Origin of the sequence: Exiguobacterium sp. s163 (assembly GCF_018617135.1) — a bacterium.
Lineage (GTDB): Bacteria > Bacillota > Bacilli > Exiguobacteriales > Exiguobacteriaceae > Exiguobacterium > Exiguobacterium profundum.
In genome coordinates this window covers 465,545-484,821 of record NZ_JACSJN010000001.1, presented here as the reverse complement: position 1 = coordinate 484,821, position 19,277 = coordinate 465,545, and the positions used below count along the sequence as shown (strand labels likewise).

The 19,277-nt window shown below is 48.2% G+C and carries 25 protein-coding genes; 20 read left to right on the top strand and 5 right to left on the bottom strand.

The features are described from left to right. Positions 1–9: 9 nt before the first annotated feature. The 5 genes from KNO71_RS02515 to KNO71_RS02495 all read left to right on the top strand — a co-directional run bounded on the left by KNO71_RS02515 (position 10) and on the right by KNO71_RS02495 (position 2,977). Positions 10–267 (top strand): hypothetical protein, encoded by a 258-nt coding sequence (locus KNO71_RS02515; protein WP_214687091.1) that lies wholly within the window; start codon positions 10–12, stop codon positions 265–267. Between the two features lies 1 nt (position 268). Continuing rightward, positions 269–448 carry a hypothetical protein gene (locus KNO71_RS02510; RefSeq protein ID WP_214687090.1) on the top strand — a complete coding sequence of 60 codons (180 nt, stop codon included), beginning with the start codon at positions 269–271 and terminating at the stop codon, positions 446–448. 106 nt (positions 449–554) lie between these two features. Beyond that, on the top strand, positions 555–1,736 hold the full coding sequence (locus KNO71_RS02505; protein WP_214687088.1) for a siphovirus ReqiPepy6 Gp37-like family protein: 1,182 nt from the start codon (positions 555–557) through the stop codon (positions 1,734–1,736). Positions 1,737–1,817: 81 nt separating this feature from the next. Further along, positions 1,818–2,348, top strand: coding sequence for a phage holin family protein (locus KNO71_RS02500; RefSeq protein WP_214687086.1), 531 nt, complete (start codon positions 1,818–1,820; stop codon positions 2,346–2,348). Beyond that, the gene (locus KNO71_RS02495) at positions 2,345–2,977 is read left to right on the top strand and encodes a M23 family metallopeptidase (RefSeq protein WP_214687084.1); all 633 of its coding nucleotides are present in this window, start codon (positions 2,345–2,347) and stop codon (positions 2,975–2,977) included. Before KNO71_RS02500 ends, KNO71_RS02495 begins: the two co-directional genes overlap by 4 nt. Positions 2,978–3,363: 386 nt before the next feature. Here the strand turns inward: KNO71_RS02495 and KNO71_RS02490 are convergent, their stop codons facing one another. After that, positions 3,364–3,543: a hypothetical protein gene (locus tag KNO71_RS02490; protein WP_214687082.1), complete on the bottom strand. Its 180-nt coding sequence runs from the start codon at positions 3,541–3,543 to the stop codon at positions 3,364–3,366. A 402-nt stretch (positions 3,544–3,945) separates the two neighbouring features. Here KNO71_RS02490 and KNO71_RS02485 point away from each other — a divergent pair, with 402 nt between their 5' ends. The 3 genes from KNO71_RS02485 to KNO71_RS02475 all read left to right on the top strand — a co-directional run bounded on the left by KNO71_RS02485 (position 3,946) and on the right by KNO71_RS02475 (position 5,794). Then, on the top strand, positions 3,946–4,287 hold the full coding sequence (locus KNO71_RS02485) for a hypothetical protein (protein ID WP_214687080.1): 342 nt from the start codon (positions 3,946–3,948) through the stop codon (positions 4,285–4,287). Beyond that, positions 4,284–4,706 carry a DUF6678 family protein gene (locus KNO71_RS02480; RefSeq protein WP_251025524.1) on the top strand — a complete coding sequence of 141 codons (423 nt, stop codon included), beginning with the start codon at positions 4,284–4,286 and terminating at the stop codon, positions 4,704–4,706. Before KNO71_RS02485 ends, KNO71_RS02480 begins: the two co-directional genes overlap by 4 nt. 104 nt (positions 4,707–4,810) lie before the next feature. Further along, on the top strand, positions 4,811–5,794 hold the full coding sequence (locus tag KNO71_RS02475) for an L-lactate dehydrogenase (protein ID WP_214683903.1): 984 nt from the start codon (positions 4,811–4,813) through the stop codon (positions 5,792–5,794). Between the two features lie 36 nt (positions 5,795–5,830). On the opposite strand, the gene KNO71_RS02470 is transcribed toward KNO71_RS02475, so the two are convergent. Beyond that, on the bottom strand, positions 5,831–7,213 hold the full coding sequence (locus KNO71_RS02470) for an alanine/glycine:cation symporter family protein (protein ID WP_159562598.1): 1,383 nt from the start codon (positions 7,211–7,213) through the stop codon (positions 5,831–5,833). Positions 7,214–7,305: 92 nt separating this feature from the next. On the opposite strand from KNO71_RS02470, the gene KNO71_RS02465 reads away from it, so the two are divergent. From KNO71_RS02465 to KNO71_RS02430, 8 genes are all read left to right on the top strand, one after another. After that, positions 7,306–7,578, top strand: a complete 273-nt coding sequence (locus tag KNO71_RS02465; RefSeq protein ID WP_214683906.1) for an acylphosphatase — start codon at positions 7,306–7,308, stop codon at positions 7,576–7,578. Positions 7,579–7,782: 204 nt separating this feature from the next. Then, positions 7,783–9,102 (top strand): branched-chain amino acid transport system II carrier protein, encoded by a 1,320-nt coding sequence (brnQ, locus tag KNO71_RS02460; RefSeq protein WP_214683908.1) that lies wholly within the window; start codon positions 7,783–7,785, stop codon positions 9,100–9,102. Positions 9,103–9,207: 105 nt separating this feature from the next. After that, on the top strand, positions 9,208–10,389 hold the full coding sequence (locus KNO71_RS02455; RefSeq protein ID WP_078147265.1) for an MFS transporter: 1,182 nt from the start codon (positions 9,208–9,210) through the stop codon (positions 10,387–10,389). Positions 10,390–10,400: 11 nt separating this feature from the next. Beyond that, entirely contained in the window at positions 10,401–11,246 is an 846-nt protein-coding gene (locus KNO71_RS02450; RefSeq protein ID WP_047795123.1) for a DUF72 domain-containing protein, read from the top strand. 15 nt (positions 11,247–11,261) lie between these two features. Next, positions 11,262–12,602 (top strand): bifunctional metallophosphatase/5'-nucleotidase, encoded by a 1,341-nt coding sequence (locus tag KNO71_RS02445; RefSeq protein ID WP_251031924.1) that lies wholly within the window; start codon positions 11,262–11,264, stop codon positions 12,600–12,602. A gap of 48 nt (positions 12,603–12,650) precedes the next feature. Further along, positions 12,651–13,019, top strand: a complete 369-nt coding sequence (locus KNO71_RS02440) for a YutD family protein (RefSeq protein ID WP_214683911.1) — start codon at positions 12,651–12,653, stop codon at positions 13,017–13,019. Between the two features lie 158 nt (positions 13,020–13,177). Beyond that, positions 13,178–13,483, top strand: a complete 306-nt coding sequence (locus tag KNO71_RS02435; RefSeq protein WP_078147262.1) for a hypothetical protein — start codon at positions 13,178–13,180, stop codon at positions 13,481–13,483. 103 nt (positions 13,484–13,586) lie between these two features. Further along, on the top strand, positions 13,587–14,258 hold the full coding sequence (locus KNO71_RS02430) for a DUF975 family protein (protein WP_214687076.1): 672 nt from the start codon (positions 13,587–13,589) through the stop codon (positions 14,256–14,258). 44 nt (positions 14,259–14,302) lie between these two features. Here the strand turns inward: KNO71_RS02430 and glpX are convergent, their stop codons facing one another. Continuing rightward, on the bottom strand, positions 14,303–15,283 hold the full coding sequence (glpX, locus tag KNO71_RS02425) for a class II fructose-bisphosphatase (RefSeq protein ID WP_214687074.1): 981 nt from the start codon (positions 15,281–15,283) through the stop codon (positions 14,303–14,305). 158 nt (positions 15,284–15,441) lie between these two features. Here glpX and KNO71_RS02420 point away from each other — a divergent pair, with 158 nt between their 5' ends. Together KNO71_RS02420 and KNO71_RS02415 are read left to right on the top strand one after the other, a co-directional pair. After that, the gene (locus KNO71_RS02420) at positions 15,442–15,885 is read left to right on the top strand and encodes a DUF86 domain-containing protein (RefSeq protein ID WP_214687072.1); all 444 of its coding nucleotides are present in this window, start codon (positions 15,442–15,444) and stop codon (positions 15,883–15,885) included. 4 nt (positions 15,886–15,889) lie between these two features. Beyond that, entirely contained in the window at positions 15,890–16,669 is a 780-nt protein-coding gene (locus KNO71_RS02415) for a TIGR01457 family HAD-type hydrolase (protein WP_214687070.1), read from the top strand. A 19-nt stretch (positions 16,670–16,688) separates the two neighbouring features. Here the strand turns inward: KNO71_RS02415 and KNO71_RS02410 are convergent, their stop codons facing one another. After that, positions 16,689–16,916, bottom strand: a complete 228-nt coding sequence (locus tag KNO71_RS02410; RefSeq protein WP_012726833.1) for a NifU family protein — start codon at positions 16,914–16,916, stop codon at positions 16,689–16,691. Positions 16,917–17,045: 129 nt separating this feature from the next. Between KNO71_RS02410 and KNO71_RS02405 the strand changes: the two genes are divergently transcribed. Then, positions 17,046–17,351, top strand: coding sequence for a YuzD family protein (locus KNO71_RS02405; RefSeq protein ID WP_012726832.1), 306 nt, complete (start codon positions 17,046–17,048; stop codon positions 17,349–17,351). Between the two features lie 153 nt (positions 17,352–17,504). Beyond that, the gene (locus KNO71_RS02400; RefSeq protein WP_214687068.1) at positions 17,505–18,182 is read left to right on the top strand and encodes a methyl-accepting chemotaxis protein; all 678 of its coding nucleotides are present in this window, start codon (positions 17,505–17,507) and stop codon (positions 18,180–18,182) included. A gap of 38 nt (positions 18,183–18,220) precedes the next feature. On the opposite strand, the gene KNO71_RS02395 is transcribed toward KNO71_RS02400, so the two are convergent. Continuing rightward, positions 18,221–19,276, bottom strand: coding sequence for an NAD(P)/FAD-dependent oxidoreductase (locus KNO71_RS02395; protein ID WP_012726829.1), 1,056 nt, complete (start codon positions 19,274–19,276; stop codon positions 18,221–18,223). Between the last annotated feature and the right edge of the window lies 1 nt (position 19,277).

The following is a 19,277-nucleotide window of genomic DNA, read 5'->3' as shown; positions in this document are numbered from 1 at the left end:
GGGAAACAATTGAACACTTTAGTCATTTACGACAATGTAGGTAATATTTTTTCGATGGTTACAGGTGACTATTCAATGCCTCAAGGCGGCATACAATTTATCGAGGTAAATGTACCTGAGGGCAAACAAATTTCCGGGGTAGATGTAACCTCAACGCCGTACAAACCTGTCTTAGAAGATATTCCGCCTAGTGAATTTGAAACATTAGATTCACGCACGAAAGATTTAGAAATGGCACTGTCAGAAATCTTATTTGGAGGTATGTAAAATGGCGATGGCAATGTTTAAAATTCGTATTTTGGCAAATGCGTGTATTACTCGTTACGAGCGTGGAGAGCGGACGATGAACGACATTATCGACTCTTATGTGATTACAGCAGAAGATCGAGAGTTAGTTGTCGCAGAAATTGTATCGAAGAAACCAGACTTGGTATTTGATGCAGAGTGACTGATAAAATGACAATTTACTCGGTCTAACGACCGGGGGAGAGTAAAGATCGAGAGGGCGCATAATGCGTCCTCTTTAATTGTAAGTAGGGAGGTTTGCACGCCATATGAGAATCCCGATTCGGATCATCACGACCGATTTTCAACTCGTCGCGGAAATCGATAACTATGAATCGCTGCTAATCGAGAGTAGTTGGGGCGGCATCGGAACATGCCAATTGAAGATAAATCGTCATATGAAGTACGCAAACGAACTGATCAAAGGTCGCATTATCTTCCCAGGAGCGGAGAAGGACAAGCCCTATATCATCAAGCACCGAGAAATCGAAGTGAACGAGCGCGGCAAGGTTTCAGAGAACTGGATCATTAAGGCAGTTTCGCTCAAAGGATTGCTTGCACAGCGAATCACGATGCCGCCGGTTGATAAGGCATACGATTACGTCAATGCGAATGTCGAGACGATCATGCGCGGTTATGTCGAGCGGAACGCCATTTCACCGACTGACAGTGATCGCATCATCCCGAATCTTGCACAATCCACGAACGAAGGCAAAGGACCACAAACCATCTATCAGACTCGATTTAAGAATCTGGCGGATGAACTTAGTGAATTGTCGTTAGTGTCCGGTCTAGGGTGGAACGTCCGACTTGATACCGCTGCACAACGATTCATTTTTGACGTACTGGAAGGACGGGACTTGACCGTTAATCAGAACACGTTGCCGCCGGTCATCTTTAGTCCAAAGTTTAATAGTTTGAAGCAGCTGTCTTACACCGAGAGCGAATTGAACTATAAGAATACGGCGTACGTCGCCGGACAGGGTGAAGGGATTGAACGGCGTGTCGTCGAGGTCGGTGCAACAAGCGGAATCAATCGGCATGAAATCTTCGTCGATGCTCGAGACATTGCGGAAGAAGTCACGCCGGAAGATGACGGCAATTCAGAAACGCCAAACGATCCAGTGCCGCGCCCAGAACAAGATGTCATCAATGATTTAATCGCTCGAGGAAATCAGAACCTAGCCGAATACGACCAAGAAGAATTCATGGAAGGTGAAGTGCTTCAGAAGTCGCCGTTTGTCTATAAAGAAGACTACGATTTAGGCGACATGGTCACCACACGCAATGACGATTGGGGAATCACGATGGATGCACGTATCACAGTCATCCGGGAATCGTATTCAGCAAGCGGAAAAGCAGTCGAAGTAACGTTTAACGAATCACAGCCAACACTAATCAACGTGGTCAAACGGAGTATCAAGCAGAGCGCAATCGAACTACGTAGATAAGAAAACAATATCAAGTCAGGAGGGTCACATATATGCAGACAACACAGAAAGTGACCCAATCATTATATGAGGAGGTCATTTATGCGCACACAGCAATTCGCAGAGGGAGCCGTCGCCATAATCGCGACGAGCGTCACCGCTCTATTAGGAGGATGGGATGTGGCGATTAAACTGCTTGTCACACTCATCGTCATAGATTATGTGACAGGATTTCTTGCCGCAGCTAAACATAAAAAACTGAATAGCGATGTTATGTTTTGGGGCGGCATCCGGAAGGGTGTTGTCTTTTTTGTAATCATTGTTGCTGTTCTCGCAGACGAGATGTTGAATAACTCGATGCCTGTTCTGCGTACACTTGTTATCTATTACTATATCGCTCGAGAAGGTTTATCAGTCACAGAGAACTGTGCACTTCTAGGTGTTCCACTTCCGCAACAATTAGTCGATGTCCTCGCGCAGTTACAAGGAGATAAGCCTGATTCGACAGTCGATCGTATTGCACAGGATGTCGCACCAGAGACGGAACAGGTCACACCCGTTAGCCGTCAGGTTCCAATTGATGTAGACCTGGCTGAGAAAGAAGTCATCGCAACGAAGGAGGAAGACAAATGACTGAGAAAGCGATTTTACCGATCAACAACGCACGGATCACCGCAGGTTACAAAAATGCGCTTTATCGTCAGAAAATGGGCTTCGAACACTTTGGTATCGACATGGCGGACTTGAAACGTAAGGATACTGCCGTCTACGCACCGTTCAAGATGAAAGTAATCGCTGTTGGTTCGGACACCCTTATGGGCGTTTCCGTCATAGCTGTCAGCGTCAATCCTGTCGATGTACACTATGGACCGAAGAAGGGGGCTCGTCGCCTCGTCGTCCGTATGGCGCACTTGGCCAAGACTTTCGTGAAAGTGGGGGATATCGTTGCGCCAGAAGACACGAAGGTTGCTGACTATGGTTCGACTGGAAAATACGGTGGCTCTGCCCACCTGCATATCGAGATTGATACGGACATCAATTATCCGCAATACAGCCCGACTCTTTCACGTTCCTCGAACATTTGGAAGGCTGGGCGCGATTCTACCTTGAACCCGATGGATGTGTTTAAAGTTGATGCATCGGGACAACGTGGCTATAAACAATCATTCAGTCATGCTAAGGCCTCTGGCGCTTGGATACAACCCGACGACAAAACGACGGTCGACCTCGATGGAAATATTGTTAATGCGAAAGGCGTATGACGCACGAAACCCCACCTCAAATGAGAGTGGGGTCTTTTTTGCGTTTCACTTTTGGTTTCGCATACATCTTACGCCCGTGGCTGTGATGTAAGTATATCCATTGCCACCACGTGGATCCCCGACTCGTCACTTCACAGAGGTAACGCATTTTTCTTGGATGCACCTCGATGACTCGGAATGTAACAAGTGGATCGAGAGTAGCCGTTACTAATCGGGAATAGATGAAATTAAAAGTGTCTTCATATAATAAGAACGGTCGTTTTGTCCCAGTCATATCTTCACCTCATATCGAGCATACGTCTTGTCCGATTCATCCGGCAACCGTCCGATTTGTGAAAGGTTATTGTGACAAAAAATGATACAATAAAAAGCCCTCATCTGAGAGCTCAACCGGTCTTCGTCGTATTGGAAGGGATGTCTTCGAATCTTAACTGCAACCGTTCCTCCGTGCGTGTGACTACTTCCGCCCGGACCACTTGCTCGCCCTTCTGGATTACCCTCATCCCTTCGATATATCGCATCACTTCCATGATTTCTTCCTTCGACCCGATGATTGCCAGTTGCATATTTAGTGCCTCCCCGTGCCGCAAACAGGTGACGTGTTGTGCTCCTATACCCGCAGCGTAAAACGGCGAAACGATTCAACCCTCTCAGCCCTCAGTTCAGCCCTCAAAACTGAAACAAACTATACAAATCAATACAAACTAAAACATCAAAAATCTATAAAATAAGCGATAAAACAAAACTATTTCCTTCTATATATAGTGCAAATAAATAAATTCGAGATGGAAGGTTCGATTGGATAATCGTGACTTCAAAACCAGCGGAGCTTTGCTTCGCTGGTTTTTTGTATAATGAAATAAGGAGGCGATAACGTGACCCATCGATTTTTATTAGAGGGCCGAGACATATATTCATTTATGAATCCCATGCTTGTTATTTGCCCGAGTTGCGGGAGACAGGCTGATGTGTGGGAGAGGAATGATGAGGTACGCCTAAGCTGTCTTCATTGCGGTCATTTGCAAACAAAGGAGAGCGGTTCGAAATACGTCGGAGAACCAATCGATGTTCATTTTGGTTTGCCGCTATTTTTACAAACAGGTTATTGTGGTCATGTGTTATGGGCTTACAACCGTGAACACCTCAACTATATTAAGGATTATATTGAGGCGAAGATTCGGACGAGCGAGGGAACGAACCGTAGTCTCGAAAGTCGATTACCCGCTTGGATGAAAAGCAAGCAGAACCGTAAAGACGTGTTACGAACGATTGAAAAATTAGAGCTTATGATAGGAGGTTCAACAGCTTGAATCGACGAGAAGAACTCCAATACATAGAGAGACAACAATTGACATCGGTGATGAACGAGACAAAATGGAAGCGTCTCAATCGAGCTGTCTCTGAAGAGTTGACTTATGCGCCGCCATATCAAATAAAATACTTAGGGGAGGATACGTTGTTTCCTAGCGACTCGTTGTCCGAGTATGAAATATTGTGGGGAGAGTGGGATGAAATCTGGCTGGAGTCCCCTTTACGGTCCATCGAATGGATTCGTTTGCGACCAAGCGTACTGCTCTATAAGGGAGTGATTCTTGACCCAGATGTTTGTGATCTGTCCACTGAACTCATTTCGATTTTGGAAAGAGAAAAAATTCCGTTCATCTTGGAAAGTGAGACAATTCAGATTTTCGGTTATGTCCGGAATACCGGAATCTTTGAATCGAAATAAGATATATAACGGAATCACGTATTTTTCATGCAGCTTTTGTCGTTAAAGATGGAAGAGTCGGGTATGCTAAAAAAGAGAATGAATCATAGAAAGGAAGGTTTTACATGACACGTATTCCGCATAAAGATGATATTGACCCGAAAGATATCACTCGCATCGCCGTCATCGGTGCCGGTTGGGTCGGGGTCAGTTTTGCTTACCAATTATCCACGGCTGCGCTTTGCGAGGAGCTCGTCCTGATCGACTCGAATCATGCCAAGGCAGAAGGAGAGGCGATGGACCTCAATCATGGGATCTCATTCGCTCCGACACCGGTCCGGATTTGGGCAGGCGACTACTCGGATTGTAAAGACGCAGATATCGTCGTCATCACGGCAGGAGCCGCACAAAAACTTGGGCAGACACGGATGGACCTCGTCGAGCAAAACGCCAAGGTCGTCCGCACCGTGACCGAAGACTTGATGAAGAGCGGGTTCGACGGCATTTTAGTCGTCGCGACGAACCCGGTCGATGTGATGGCACACGTCGCCTGGAAAGCATCGGGTTTACCAAAAGAACGCGTCATTGGTTCAGGGACGGTCCTCGATACAGCACGACTCCGTTACAAACTTGGAGACTATTTCGAACTATCGCCACGAAACTGCCACGCCTACTATATGGGTGAACATGGGGATACGGGCTTTGTCGCATGGAACAACGCACGCATCTATGGGAAGAGTATCGATGAACTATTGGCGGAGAACGAGAAATATCAGTTCGAAGACTTAGAAGCGATCTATGCGGACGTACGCGACGCTGCTTACCAGATCATCGAGCATAAGAACGCCGCCTATTATGCGATTGGGGTAGGCTTGCTTCGCATCATCCGGGCCATCGTCCGAAATGAAAACTCCGTCGTGACGATTGGCGCTCACCTAGACGGCGAGTACGGGGCGAGTGACGTGCATATTGGCGTACCGGCCTTAATTGACCGAAGCGGCATTCGTAAGATCATCGAGATTGAATTGACGAACGAAGAACAACAGAAGTTTGACGCCTCGGTACAAACTATCAAAGCAGGGATTGAGAAAGTCGAGCCCGCATCCTAAAAAAAGATCCGACTGCTTAGGCAGTCGGATTGTTGGTTAAGACGCCTCTTCTTCGGCGATATCTTTCTTGTAATACTTCTCGGATGTGAAGAACTCGGTTGTCAATCGTTTCACTTCACCACTTAGAAGCAAGACGGCAATCATATTCGGGATGAGGATCATCGCTAGCATCAAGTCTAGGAAGTTCCAAATCATCTGAGCGCCTCCAATCGAACCGATGACAATCGAGACGATATAAACGGCCTTCATGATTTTTCCTGCCGTCAAACCGAATAAGTACTCGGCTTGTCGCGAGCCGTAAAAGATGATGACGATAATGGTCGAGAGGACGAAGAAGATGAGTGAGATGGTGACGAGTAAGCTTCCCGTGTAACCGAAGTATTCATTGAAAGCAATCGTCGTCAACGCTGCTGGGTCATCCATCGCTCCGTCTGCCGTCCAGACACCTGAAGACAAGACGACGAATGCGGTCGTGCTACAAATGATGAGCGTATCGATGACGATCCCGATGACGGCCCAGAACCCTTGGCGCACCGGATGGTCCGTCTGTGCCGCGGCGTGGGCAATCGGTGCCGTTCCAAGACCGGCTTCATTTGAATAGAGTCCACGGGCGAAGCCCCAACGAATCGTCTCAGCAACGGCGGCACCGGCAAACCCACCGAACGCGGCCATCGGCTCGAATGCATACGAGAAGATGAGACTGAGAACGTTTGGAATCTCAGAGAAGTTCATCAAGACGATGACGAGTCCGGCTCCGACATAGACGAGTGCCATGCCAGGGACGACGATCTCGGTGACTTTCGCGATGCGCTTCAGTCCACCAAAGACTATGATGCCCACAAGAATAGCGACGACAATCCCCGTGATGAGCGTGTTCCCATTGAACGTCTCACGGACTGCCGAGCTGACAGCGTTTCCTTGTACCATGATACTCGGAATGAGTTCGATCATGAGGGCGAAGGCGAACCACGTCGCGAGCCACTTCCAACGAAGTCCTTTTGATATGTAGTAGACCGGTCCCCCGACAAATTCGCCGGCATCATTCTTCTCACGATAGTGCACGGCCAGTACGCTCTCTGAGAACTTGATGGCCATGCCGATGATAGCGATGACCCACATCCAGAAGATGGCACCCGGTCCCCCGAACATAATCGCTGCAGGTACACCGATGATGTTCGCGGCCCCGACTGTTGAAGAGAGGGCTGACGTCAACGCTTGTCTCGGACTGATGTCGCCTTCACCTTTCGGCTTTTTGAAAATGCTGCCGAATGTTTGCTTGAATATGTAGATGGGGTAACGAAACTGAAAGAAACCGAGCTTGATAGTGAGGAAGATACCGGACAAGACGAGTAACGAGATGATCGGTACGCCCCAAAGCCAGTCGGAAACGTTCGTGACAAGAGTAATAAATTCATTCATATAACCACTCCAATTCCATTATTTTACTTAAATACTGTTTCCTAAAGTAAGGGCCTCTAAACATCTTTGACAAAATAAAGGAGGAAAATAGAATGAGAGTTGCTAAACGTTTGATTGTATCTGGACGCGTCCAAGGTGTCGGATTTCGATATTTTTCACAGGAGACCGCGCAACGATTCGGCATCAAAGGATGGGTGCGCAATCTAAGTGACGGGACAGTCGAACTTCATGTCGAAGGAACGGCGAATGAGGTAGATGCTTTCCAGCAGGCGTTGAAAGATGGCAATCGCTTTGTCGGTGTCGAACGAATCGAAGAGACGGAAGCGAACGATCAGGAATTTCGCTCGTTCGACATACGCTATTAACCGCTTACATCTCCCTGCATATGAAAGGGAGATTTTTTTGTAAAATCTACATTTCAAAAAATTAAACCTCGAATTTTGGAGATAGGGTGGTCAAACGATAGGAAGTGTGTATAATGAAATAGACCAAGCGATATATTGTCAGAAAATTTAGTTATTATTTTTTTGTTAAGTCGTTCGGAATATCAAGTGTATGGAGGTAGTTGTATGAAAAAATCGACATTGTTCCCGTTAGCGTTTACGATTTTTGCTTTATTCTTTGGGGCCGGGAACTTACTGTTCCCACCAGAGCTCGGCGCCTTGGCGGGGGAAAACCTCGTACCGGCGATGATCGGGTTCGTCATTACGGGTGTCGGTTTACCGCTTCTTGCTTTGTTCGCAGTCGCTCGGGTCGGCGGTGGGACAGACCAAATTGCTCGTTATATTCCAAAGCGTCTCGCGCTTATCTTGACAGGATTGATGTATGTAGCCATCGGACCATTCTTCGGAATTCCGCGTACGGCTGCCGTCACGTATGAAATGGGACTCGTCCCGTTTCTCGATGCTCCCTCTACTTTGACACTCGCGATGAGTTCGACCGTCTTTTTCGGGTTGACGTTCTTCTTGACGCTTCGTGCTCAAAAGTTGATTGAAGTCATCGGGCGCATCATCACACCAATCCTCTTGTTCTTGCTTGTAGCGATTGGAATCACAAACCTCATCTCGCCTCTCGGGGAACCGGGAGCTCCAGCGGAAGGATTTGAGACATGGGTGGGTGCACTCGGCCAAGGTTTCCAACAAGGCTATTTGACAATGGATGTATTCGGGGCCCTCGTCTTTGGGGCAATTGTCCTCGTCACGTTGAAAGCTAATGGATTGAGTGACCAAAAAGAAGCGTCTTCGCTTCTTCGCTCTGCAGGCATGGTGGCCGTTACCTGTTTGATGCTCGTCTATATCTCGCTCGCTTCAATCGGTGCGAATATGACAGTCGCAGAAGGAACGACGAGTGGCGCAAGCCTTCTCCAAGCGTTCGCAGGTACGTCTTACGGACAAGTCGGAATGCTCGCACTCGGATTAGCGGTCTTCCTCGCTTGTTTGACGACAGCAGTTGGCCTCATCTCAGAGTTCTCACGCTTCATCAGCAACCAGTTTGATTCTCTCAAATATCATCATGTCGTCATCGCGACAACGTTGTTTGGATTCATGATCTCACTCGTCGGTTTGAGTTCGTTGATTCAAATCGCCGTGCCGCTTCTCACGCTCCTCTATCCGGTCATGATCGCACTCGTGCTCGTATCGGTGACGGAACGTCTTCAACGAAACCCTGGTGTGGCGATGAAAGCGACAATTTATACGGCGCTCGTTCTCTCGTTCTTTGAAACGTGGAACGGCATCCAGCCTTCTGCGGTTACTTCTTGGATTGGAAACTTACCAATGGCGGATATCGGACTTGCCTGGGCAGTTCCGACGATGATCGTCTATGCGATCACGCTTCTTCTTCCGAAGGGAACGTCACAAGAATCACTCGCTCAATCACGCATCTCATAAGTCTCGCCCATCCTTTGGTCAAGGATGGGTTTTTTCTGTCTTAATTGTTTGCCTGGATGTGAACTCAAACAGTAAAATGGAAAGATGAAAAGGGAGTGACATGCGTTGACGACAAAACAAAAAAATCAATTGGCGATTCTCATGTTGAACATGTTTATCGCCGTCGCCGGGTTTGGGATTATCATCCCGATTATTCCGGATTACTTAAAGATGATTGGCGAGGGAGGGACAGCCGCCGGACTCATGATTTCCGTATTTGCGGGTGCCCAGCTCGTCATGTCACCGATTGCCGGGAAATGGGCAGACGTCTACGGGCGCCGACTCATGATCATTCTCGGTCTGATTGGATTCACCATCTCGATGGGAGTCTTCTATCTATCAGATAATTTGACGATTCTTCTCATCTCTCGTGCCATCGGGGGTGTTGGTGCAGCGCTTTTGATTCCTGCCATCTTCGCTTATGTGGCAGATATCACGACACTCGAGCAACGAGCTCGAGGGAACAGTTATATTTCCGCGGCAATGTCGCTTGGAATTGTGGTCGGACCAGGGATTGGGGGCTTTTTTGCTGAATTCGGCTTGAAGACACCGTTGCTCGTTTCAGCGATTGTATCGTTCGTCGCTGTCATTTCGTCTGTACTCCTTCTTAAGGAGCCGGACCGTGCTCCGTACGTGGCACCAAAAATAAAAGAATCTTTACCGACACAGCTGGTCATGTCGACGCGAAAACCATACTTCTTCGTATTGGTCATCAACCTCGTCATGGCGTTTGGTCTGATGGCGTATGAATCGGTACTCGGACTCTATGTCAGCGAGATGTTCAGTGCGACACCACAGGAAATTGCCATCATGGTAACCGGAACAGGGATTGTGAGTGTTATCGTTCAATTGTTTGCGGTGGACCGTCTCGTCGAATGGTTGGGTGAGACCAAGGTCGTACTTGCTTTCATCGCGCTCGCCTCATTCGGCTTCTTGTTATCTTTGTTCGCTGGTACGTATATGCTCTTCTTCGCAGTGACACTCGTGATTTTCTTATCGACATCTATTTTACGACCGGTGTTGAACACGCTCGTGTCGAAACTTGCAGGAAACGAGCAAGGTCTTGCCATGGGGATGAACAACGCTTATATGAGTATTGGGAATATTTTAGGGCCGACATTGGCGGGAATCGCCTTTGATATTGATATGCGCTATCCGTTCATGATGGGACTCGTCCTATTGCTCGTCACATACATGGGCACATGGAACTGGTCGAAACGGAAAGCGGCCGCCATTTCAGAATCGTAAAGGAGGACGCTATGATCTATGTAGGTGTGACCGGATGGGGTGACCACGATTTGCTGTATACGACCCCAGAAGAACGAAAACATAAATTATCGACATATGCGGGACATTTTCCGACTGTTGAAGTCGACTCGACCTTCTATGCGATTCAACCGGTGAAAAATTTCGAAAAATGGGATGGGGAAACACCGGATCATTTTCAATTCGTTGTGAAAGTTTCCAGGGAAATGAGCGGACATGATCGTGAGCCGAAAACGCCTTTGATTGAACTGTTTGAGCGTTATCGCGTCTCGGTCGATCCGTTAAAACGAGCGGGGAAATTAAGGGCTGTGCTCGTTCAATTGCCGCCGTGGTTCGATGTGTCAAAGCCACACCTGGATTATTTGAGAACGCTTCGTGCCGAGCTGTCAGATTACGAGATTGCCATCGAGTTTCGCAATCCGACCTGGTTCTCAGAAGCGTTCCGGGACCGGACGCTTCAATTTTTGAAGGAGCAGCGGTTCATCAACACGATTTGCGATGAACCGCAAACGAAAGAGAGCAGCATCCCGTTCGTACCGGTCGTGACACATCCTGATGTTGCGGTCGTTCGATTGCATGGACGCAATACGTCAGGATGGCTCAAAAAACCTGGAATGACGAGTCAAGAATGGCGGCATGTTCGCTGTCTGTACCGGTATAGCGAGGAAGAATTGCAAGAATTGGCGACCTCACTTCGTGAGATTGACCGTGAAGCGAAAGATGTGTATGTATACTTTAACAACAACTCGGCCGGGGATGCGGCACCGAATGCGAAGCGACTCATTGAGATCCTTGGCCTCGAGTATGAACTCGCACCGAGACAAATCAGTTTGTTTTAGAAGGAAGGGATGGCCATGACGACACTGACTATTTTTCATTACAACGATCTTCATTCAAAGTTCGACCAATGGCCGAAACTTGTTTCATTTCTAGAAGAACATCGGACGGACGACACGCTGTACTTTGATTTAGGGGATCATGCCGACCGTACCCATCCGGCGACGGAAGTGACACGTGGGAAGTTGAATGTTCGTTTGCTCGAGCGACTTCGTCCGACAGCCGTCACCATCGGGAACAACGAAGGGATTACCTTTCCTCATGATTGGCTGGCCGAACTGTATGACGAAGCGACATTTCCCATCTTACTTGGGAATGTATATGAAGCAGACGGGTCACGACCGAATTGGGTCGATGAGACGCTCGTTCTTGAGAAAGATGGTTTCCAGATCGGCCTGTTTGGTGTGACCGCTCCATATGAAGAGTTATACCCAGAGCTTGGCTGGCAGATTGAATCGCCTTACGATGCGGCGGAGCGAGCGTTGAAACAGTTGGCGCATTGTGATGTCATCATCGCGCTCAGTCACCTTGGGTTCTTTGGAGACGAGCGATTAGCTGAAATGTTTCCTGAAATCGATGTGATTCTCGGTGCGCATACACATCATGTCTTAGATGAAGGCGTGATAACGAACGGTGTGTTGATTGCACAGGCCGGAAAATATGGGAAGTACGTCGGTGAAGTCACACTGACGCTTGGCGAGTCAGGAATCGTATCGAAAGAAGCGCGCCTTCACGAACTGTCTCAGCAATCGGATAGTCCAGACACGTTGGCTTTGTTGCGCACAGAAGGGGCAGATGCCGAACGCCTTCTTGATGTCACGATTGCAGAGACGGATGGATACGCCTCCGATTGGTTCGGACCTTCTCCACTTGGTGACCTGCTCGTTGAAGGCATGGTCGAATGGTGTGCGGCGGATGTGGGGATCATCCCATCTGGGGTTGTGCTAGAAGGCCTTGCACCGGGTGGGGTGACGCTCAACATGTTGCATCGGATCTGTCCGCATCCAATCAACCCTTGTGTGCTGACATTGGACGGGGAGACGTTGGCGCGTTTCCTTCACGATACTAATGAAGAAACGTTCACGAATATGCATATCAGAGGTCTCGGGTTCAGAGGGACCGTTCTCGGAGAACCGTGTCTCTATCAAATCGAACAACGTGACGGTCAGACTTATGTGATGGGGGAACGATTGGATTTAAATCGGACATATCGTGTCGCAACGGTCGATATGTTGACATTCGGTCCGCTTCTTCCTTATTTGGCAGACCAACCGAAGCGATATTTCATGCCCGAACTTCTGCGAGATGTATTACGAGAAACAATCGTCGCCCGTCATGAAGTGATTCGAAAAGGATAGAGCGCATCGACGGGGGCATGCTATGATAACAGAGTGGAGGTGGGAGCGATGATTCGAGTGAATCGCCACGGATATACCGTCTTGGAAGAAAAACGGGACGGGTTCGATGAAGAGGCGTTTATCGCACGCTATAGTGACGTGCTAGATAAGTACGATTACATCGTCGGTGATTGGGGGCATGGTCAGTTGCGATTGAAGGGATTCTATGAACCGCAATCTAAATTGGCGACCTATGAGAACCGAATTGATCACGTGCTGGACTACGTATACGAATATTGCAACTTTGGATGTCCTTATTTCGTTTTGAAAAAAGAAACGGAAATCAACGAAGAAGAGAGTGGACCCGTCTTTGGGGGAACGAAGCAAAAACTGAAGTTGAAGCGTAAGTTTAACAAGACCGATGAATCAAAAGTGTGAAGTGCTGAGCCGTCAGCACTTTTTTTATTACATTTGATTTCCAAATATTTCGTTTAGGTAAAAAGTCGTGACTTCCGGTTTTGAGGTTGGAAAAATGTGATAAATTGTCATTAAGGATAGTTTCGTCGTTTTTTGGTTTTGATAGTGAGGTGATTTGGATGCAACATGTACAAACGACCGTCGGGGATCGGGATGACGTCCATAATCGAATTCATAACTTCGGACTCGGGATATTGGCCATGTTCTTTTTTGGTTTCCATATCATGATGACCTTTTATTTTACGGCGGCAGTCATTCTATTTGAACTCGTTCATGTGTTGATCATCCGTCGCTTTGAATATGGCCATTCGTTCTTGCGAGGCCGTGTCTTCAAAGTCACATCTCACCTTGTGTTATCACTCGGGGTGCTGTTGTTGATCTTGTCCATGTCTCAGTTCTTTTTAGGCAATGTGATGATTCGCTAAGCGGAAAGGAAAAATTCCTTTCCCTTTTTTTATGTTTTTTTGAAACGTATGGTCACCTTTTCACGTACACTAATAGAAAGACTACGAAAAAGGATGGATTACTATGAGATCTGAATGGAAACAACATGCACGACACGCCTTGAAAGGAAAATGGTGGTTGATGGCCGGATTGGCACTTTTGTTCTTCATTATTAACGGGATTCCCCAATCGCTCGCGCCTGAGATTGATCCGAATTCGACAGCGCCCCTTACATCAACAGACGCCACGTTAAGTTTCGTGTCGACCGTTCTCCAAATCTTGATTGCACCACTCGCCATCGGTTGGTCATGGCTCGCACTCGGTGTATCACGTGAAAAGGGGGCATCGCTCTCGACAATGTTCAAACCGTTCCAGACACGTTACTTCAAACATGTCATCACGTCATTCGTGATGGGTGTATTTCTCGTGTTATGGACGTTGTTACTCATCGTACCGGGAATCATCAAAGGATTCTCATATTCACTTACGCCGTACATTTTGCGCGATCAGCCTGAACTTTCCGCACTCGAGTCAATCACAGAATCACGTCGTCTCATGGATGGGCACAAGATGGAAGCCTTCATGCTCGTCTTGTCCTTCTTTGGTTGGTTCCTCGTTGGGATCTTGACGCTCGGGATCGGGTTCTTCTTCATCGGACCTTACTTCTCGACGACGTACGCGACGTTCTACGATTCGATTCGAGACAAGCAAGTTGATTCGAATGAGCCGGTGCACGGAACAGAACAAGGATTTTAAAGAAACAAACGCCTCGCTCAAGTGATTGAGCAAGGCGTTTTTGATTAGGCGTTGACTTCAGTTTTTTGTAAGTAAGGCTTCAACGACAAGTGGTGTTCGGCCACGACTTTACGAATCGTGCGTGTCTTCGAGCGCATGACGAGTGACGTCGTCTCGACGATATCATCCGTTAAGAACTTGACGCCATCGAGCAACTCACCTGACGTGACACCTGTTGCGGCGAAGATGCAGTCATCGCTCTTGACGAGGTCGTCGAGCGTGAGGAGTTGGAGTGGATCAACAATACCCATCGAGATGACGCGAGCTGATTCTTCTTCGTTCATCGGGTGAAGTCGGGCCTGCATGTCTCCACCAAGCGCTTTGACAGCTGCTGCTGTGATGACGCCTTCAGGGGCACCGCCTGTACTGATGAAAATATCAATCGGATTTGATTTGACGGCAGCTGCGATTCCGGCCGAGACATCACCATCCTCAAACAGTTTGACGCGCGCGCCGACGTTCATGACGGCTTGGCGAAGGTGTTCGTGGCGATCGCGGTCTTGCATGATCACCGTCACTTCTTCAATGCGTTTATTGTTATATTTTGCTGCTTTTTCGATGATCGACTCGAGTGGTTCATCGAGCGAGACTTTTCCTTTTAGGTTCGGACCGACGACGAGCTTATCCATGTACATGTCTGGTGCGTGGAGGAGGGCACCTTCATCCGCAACGGCGATGACGACCATCGCATCTCCGAGTCCTTTTGCGACAATGGATGTACCTTCAAGCGGGTCAACGGCGATGTCGACTTTCGGGCCGAACGTCGTACCGAGTTTTTCCCCGATGTAGAGCATCGGTGCCTCATCGAGTTCACCTTCTCCAATCACGACCGTCGCATCCATGTTCACTGTTCCGAGAACTTCGCGCATCGCTGATGTCGCTGCGTCATCGGCTTCATTCTTTTGCCCACGTCCGATCCATTTCGAAGATGCGAGTGCTGCGGCTTCTGTTGCTCGTACGATTTCTAATGCTAATTCACGTTCCATAGTGTTGTACCCTCCACGTTATCTCTATTAAATGTGTTATACTTTTTGCGGCTTAAATCCGTTGATTAGTGTATCACAATTTTATAAATGATGTAAATAGGACAGATTCTTTTCTCCTGACCGAAAAAGCATTAGTATTAACAGCAGGGGGGATCATCATGTATTTTGTGAATAGAGAGAAGATTAATCAGGCACTGGAACAAATGGAAACGATGTTAGCGCACACTGAAGAATTGAGCGGGGATGCGTTCACGGTAGAACTTGCGAAACAACGAATGGCTGTCCTCTTGATGGAAGGGGTCATCGACGTAGGGAACTCGATGATTGACGGGTTCATCATGCGAGACCCGGGTAGCTATGAGGATATTGTCGACATTTTACTCGATGAACGCGTGCTCGATGAGAAGACGGGGAATGCCGCCAAGGCGCTCGTCGGATTGCGTGCTTACTATGTTCGTGAGTTCGTCGATGCAGACGCGTCACGCTTTGATGAATGGGTGAAGACGTCGAAACAAGACTTCATAGCGTTCTCAACGCAAGTTCGTCGCTACTTAGATGTCGAACTTGGACCAGTGTCCGCATTCTTGCCAGAAAGCGAGTGATTGGATGGAACCGATAAAAGGATATTTGTTTGATTTGGATGGTACGATGTATGCAGGAACAGAGCCCGTTCAAGCTGCTGTCGATTTTGTAAACGAGTTAGAAGCGACTGGCGTCCCATACTTATTCGTCACGAATAACGCCTCGATGACACAACAGCAGATTGCGGATAAGTTGATTTCAATGGGGGCAAATGTGAAGGCAGAAAACGTCTTGACGAGTGCGATGGCGACGGCTTTTTATATTGAGAAGATGTCTCCGGGGGCAAGCGTTTATATGATTGGCGAAGACGGACTCCGCCTCGCCCTAGAATCTCGTGGGTTCCACGTCACGGACGAACCGAAAGCAGACTATGTGGTCATCGGTCTAGACCGTCACATCACGTATGAAAAGTTGGCGCGAGGGGCAATCGCCATTCGTTCAGGAGCCCGATTCATTTCGACGAATGGGGATATCGCCATTCCGACAGAACGTGGGTTCTTACCGGGGAATGGATCGCTCACATCCGTGTTGACGGTGACGACCGAGAAAGAACCGTTCTTTATCGGGAAGCCGGAACCGGTCATGATTGACATCGCACTCGACATGATTGGATTGACGAAAGAAGATGTCGTGATGGTAGGGGATAACTATCATACGGATATTCTGTTCGGAATCAACGGGGGAATCCGTACACTTCACGTCAACTCAGGTGTACACGGTCCAGCCTTTGTTCAGGAACAAGAAAAACTCCCGACCTATATGGTCGAGAGTTTAGATGAATGGAAGCATGAAAAAAAGGGATGACGAATGTCTCCCTTTTTGCTTAGAATACTTGTTCTACTTCGACGATGCCTGGTACTTCTTCGATGAGCGCGCGCTCAATACCAGCTTTTAGCGTGATTGTTGAAGACGGGCAGCTGCCGCAAGCACCCATCAAACGGAGCTTGACGATGCCTTCTTCAACATCAACGAGTTCGACGTCTCCGCCGTCACGAAGCAAGAACGGACGCAATTTATCGAGCACTTCTTGGACTTGATCAAACATTTCCATGGTATCTACCCCTTTCTCGTTCTACTTTATTCTAGCAAGTTTGAGAGTGTTTCTCAATCATTTACGCTGAGCGTTTCATCATCGGGAGTGGGGAAGATTTTTGTATAATGGTTTCGAGGGGGAATGAAGATGAAAATTACAGTGTATGGGGCAGAAGTTCAATGTGCCAGCTGCGTCGGTGCACCGAGTTCGACCGAGACGTATGAGTGGTTGCAAAGTGCGCTCGGACGCAAGTATCCGGAACAGTCCTTTTCTTTCGAGTATATCGATTTCGAACAGAGTGAGGACGAGTTTGCGCAGGCACTTAAAGACGATGAATGGTTCTACCCGCTCGTCTTGCTCGATGGGGAAGTGATTGACGAAGGGGTCGTTCAGTTACGAAAAGTGTATGCGGCGATTGAAGCGAAACAAGGATCCGTTAATCATAAAGAATAGTGAGCAGGTGGACGAACCATGCGGTTGCAAGGTTCGTTTTTTTGTTTACCTATAATTCAGAAAAAGATTTTACAACTTTTGTCTACCGGGCTAAGCTGAACATAACTTGTATAAATACTTGTCGGTCAGACGATTCAGCAGGCGAGTGAAGATTTGGCCGCCCTCTCCCAAGAAGTTATGGCCAGTTTCCAGTCGATGAACGAGCGGGCAGATGATATGAAGCATTCGAGTTCACTCACACAGACGAAGCTGCGGACGGTACTTCACTCTTCAGTGAGTGGGAAAGACACGATTTTGTCGGAGGCGGGACGCCTCGATGAAATCGCGCGTGATCTCTCCGACTCGGCTCAGGAAATCAAGGCGCTCGAAAGATTGATGAACGAGATCATGACGATTGCGGATTCGGTCAAACAAATTGCCAACCAGACGAATCTACTTAGCTTGAATGCCGCGATTGAAGCAGCACGGGCTGGCGAGCAAGGGAAAGGATTCCAAGTCGTCGCATCAGAAGTACAAACGCTCGCGAGTCAATCGAAACAAGCGGCGGAAGAGGTGGAGGATTTGGTGAAGCGTCTCACGAGTCAGATGGAAGGGACTTCGAGCCGCGTCTTATCGACCGAGCAAGAGATGAAGCAGACGATGGTACGGATTAATGATGTGACGGATGCCTTCATCCAAATTTCGGGTGATTCGGAGCATGCTGACGGGCAGATGGGGAGTCTCGCTGGTGATATCGATGAGATTGTGGAATCAATAGCCGAACTCAAGCGTGCCACGACCCAGATTGCGACGTCTTCGACACGGTTGATGGATACAGCGCAACGATTATAAAAAGAGTGGCAGTCGCCGGACTGCCACTCTTTTTATGCTTATTTAATGACTTTATGTTTCCAAAGGATACCTGATTTTAATAGTCGGGCTACTTTCCCAGTGAGTGATTGTTTCCCCATAAACACCCCAAAGCCTGCCTTCTTCCCAAGGGAACCGAGCGTCCCTTTCAGTTTGATGTCGGGTAATTCTGGATAATTGACGCCTTTCCATTTGCAAAGCAAGACTTGGACAATCTGTTCGGCTTGGGCTTCGGCGAGTTGTCCGGACGGTGCGTACGGTAAGCTCGCATTGTCACCAACGACAAACACGTCCGGCAGTCCAGGAACGAAGTGATGTTCCGTCAATTTGACACGTCCGCCTCCATCGAGCTCCCAACCTTGGTTCCGTACAACAGCGACCGGTTGAATCCCGGCCGTCCATACGGTCAAATCAGATGGGAACAAGTCTTCGTGGTTCCATAGTCCGTCAGCATCGACACGTGTGATGTTGGCATTGTTAATGACTTCGACGCCGTGCTCCTCGAACCAAGATTGTACGTACATCGAAACACGATTAGATAAGAAAGACAGGACGGATGGTCCGCGGTCGAATAAACGGACCGTCAAATCAGGTCGGCTCTCACGAAGTTCGCTGGCGAGTTCGACACCGGACAGCCCGGCACCGACGACAGAAACGACCGACCCTGGTCGTAGACCATTGATTGCTTGTTGTGTCTTACGTGACTCTTCAAGTGTTTGAATACTGTACGTGAACTCGGCGGCCCCTTGGACATTGTGATATTTGTCTTCGCACCCTAATCCGATGACAAGGTCGTCGTAGGGCACTTTTTCTCCACTCGCGAGCAGGACCATTTTGTCTTCGGTGTCGATGTCCGTGACCTGTCCGTATATGTAATCGATTTCATCCGGAAAGTCGATTCGAATATCGCGGTCCGAGACCGTTCCTGCGGCCAGTGCGTAATACTCTGTTTTCAATCCATGATAAGGCAAGCGATCGACGAGCGTGACCGAGATGTCTTGTAACTGATGTCCAAGCACTCTTTCAATCACACGCATTCCCCCGTAACCGCCTCCTAAGACGACTAATTTGCGCATA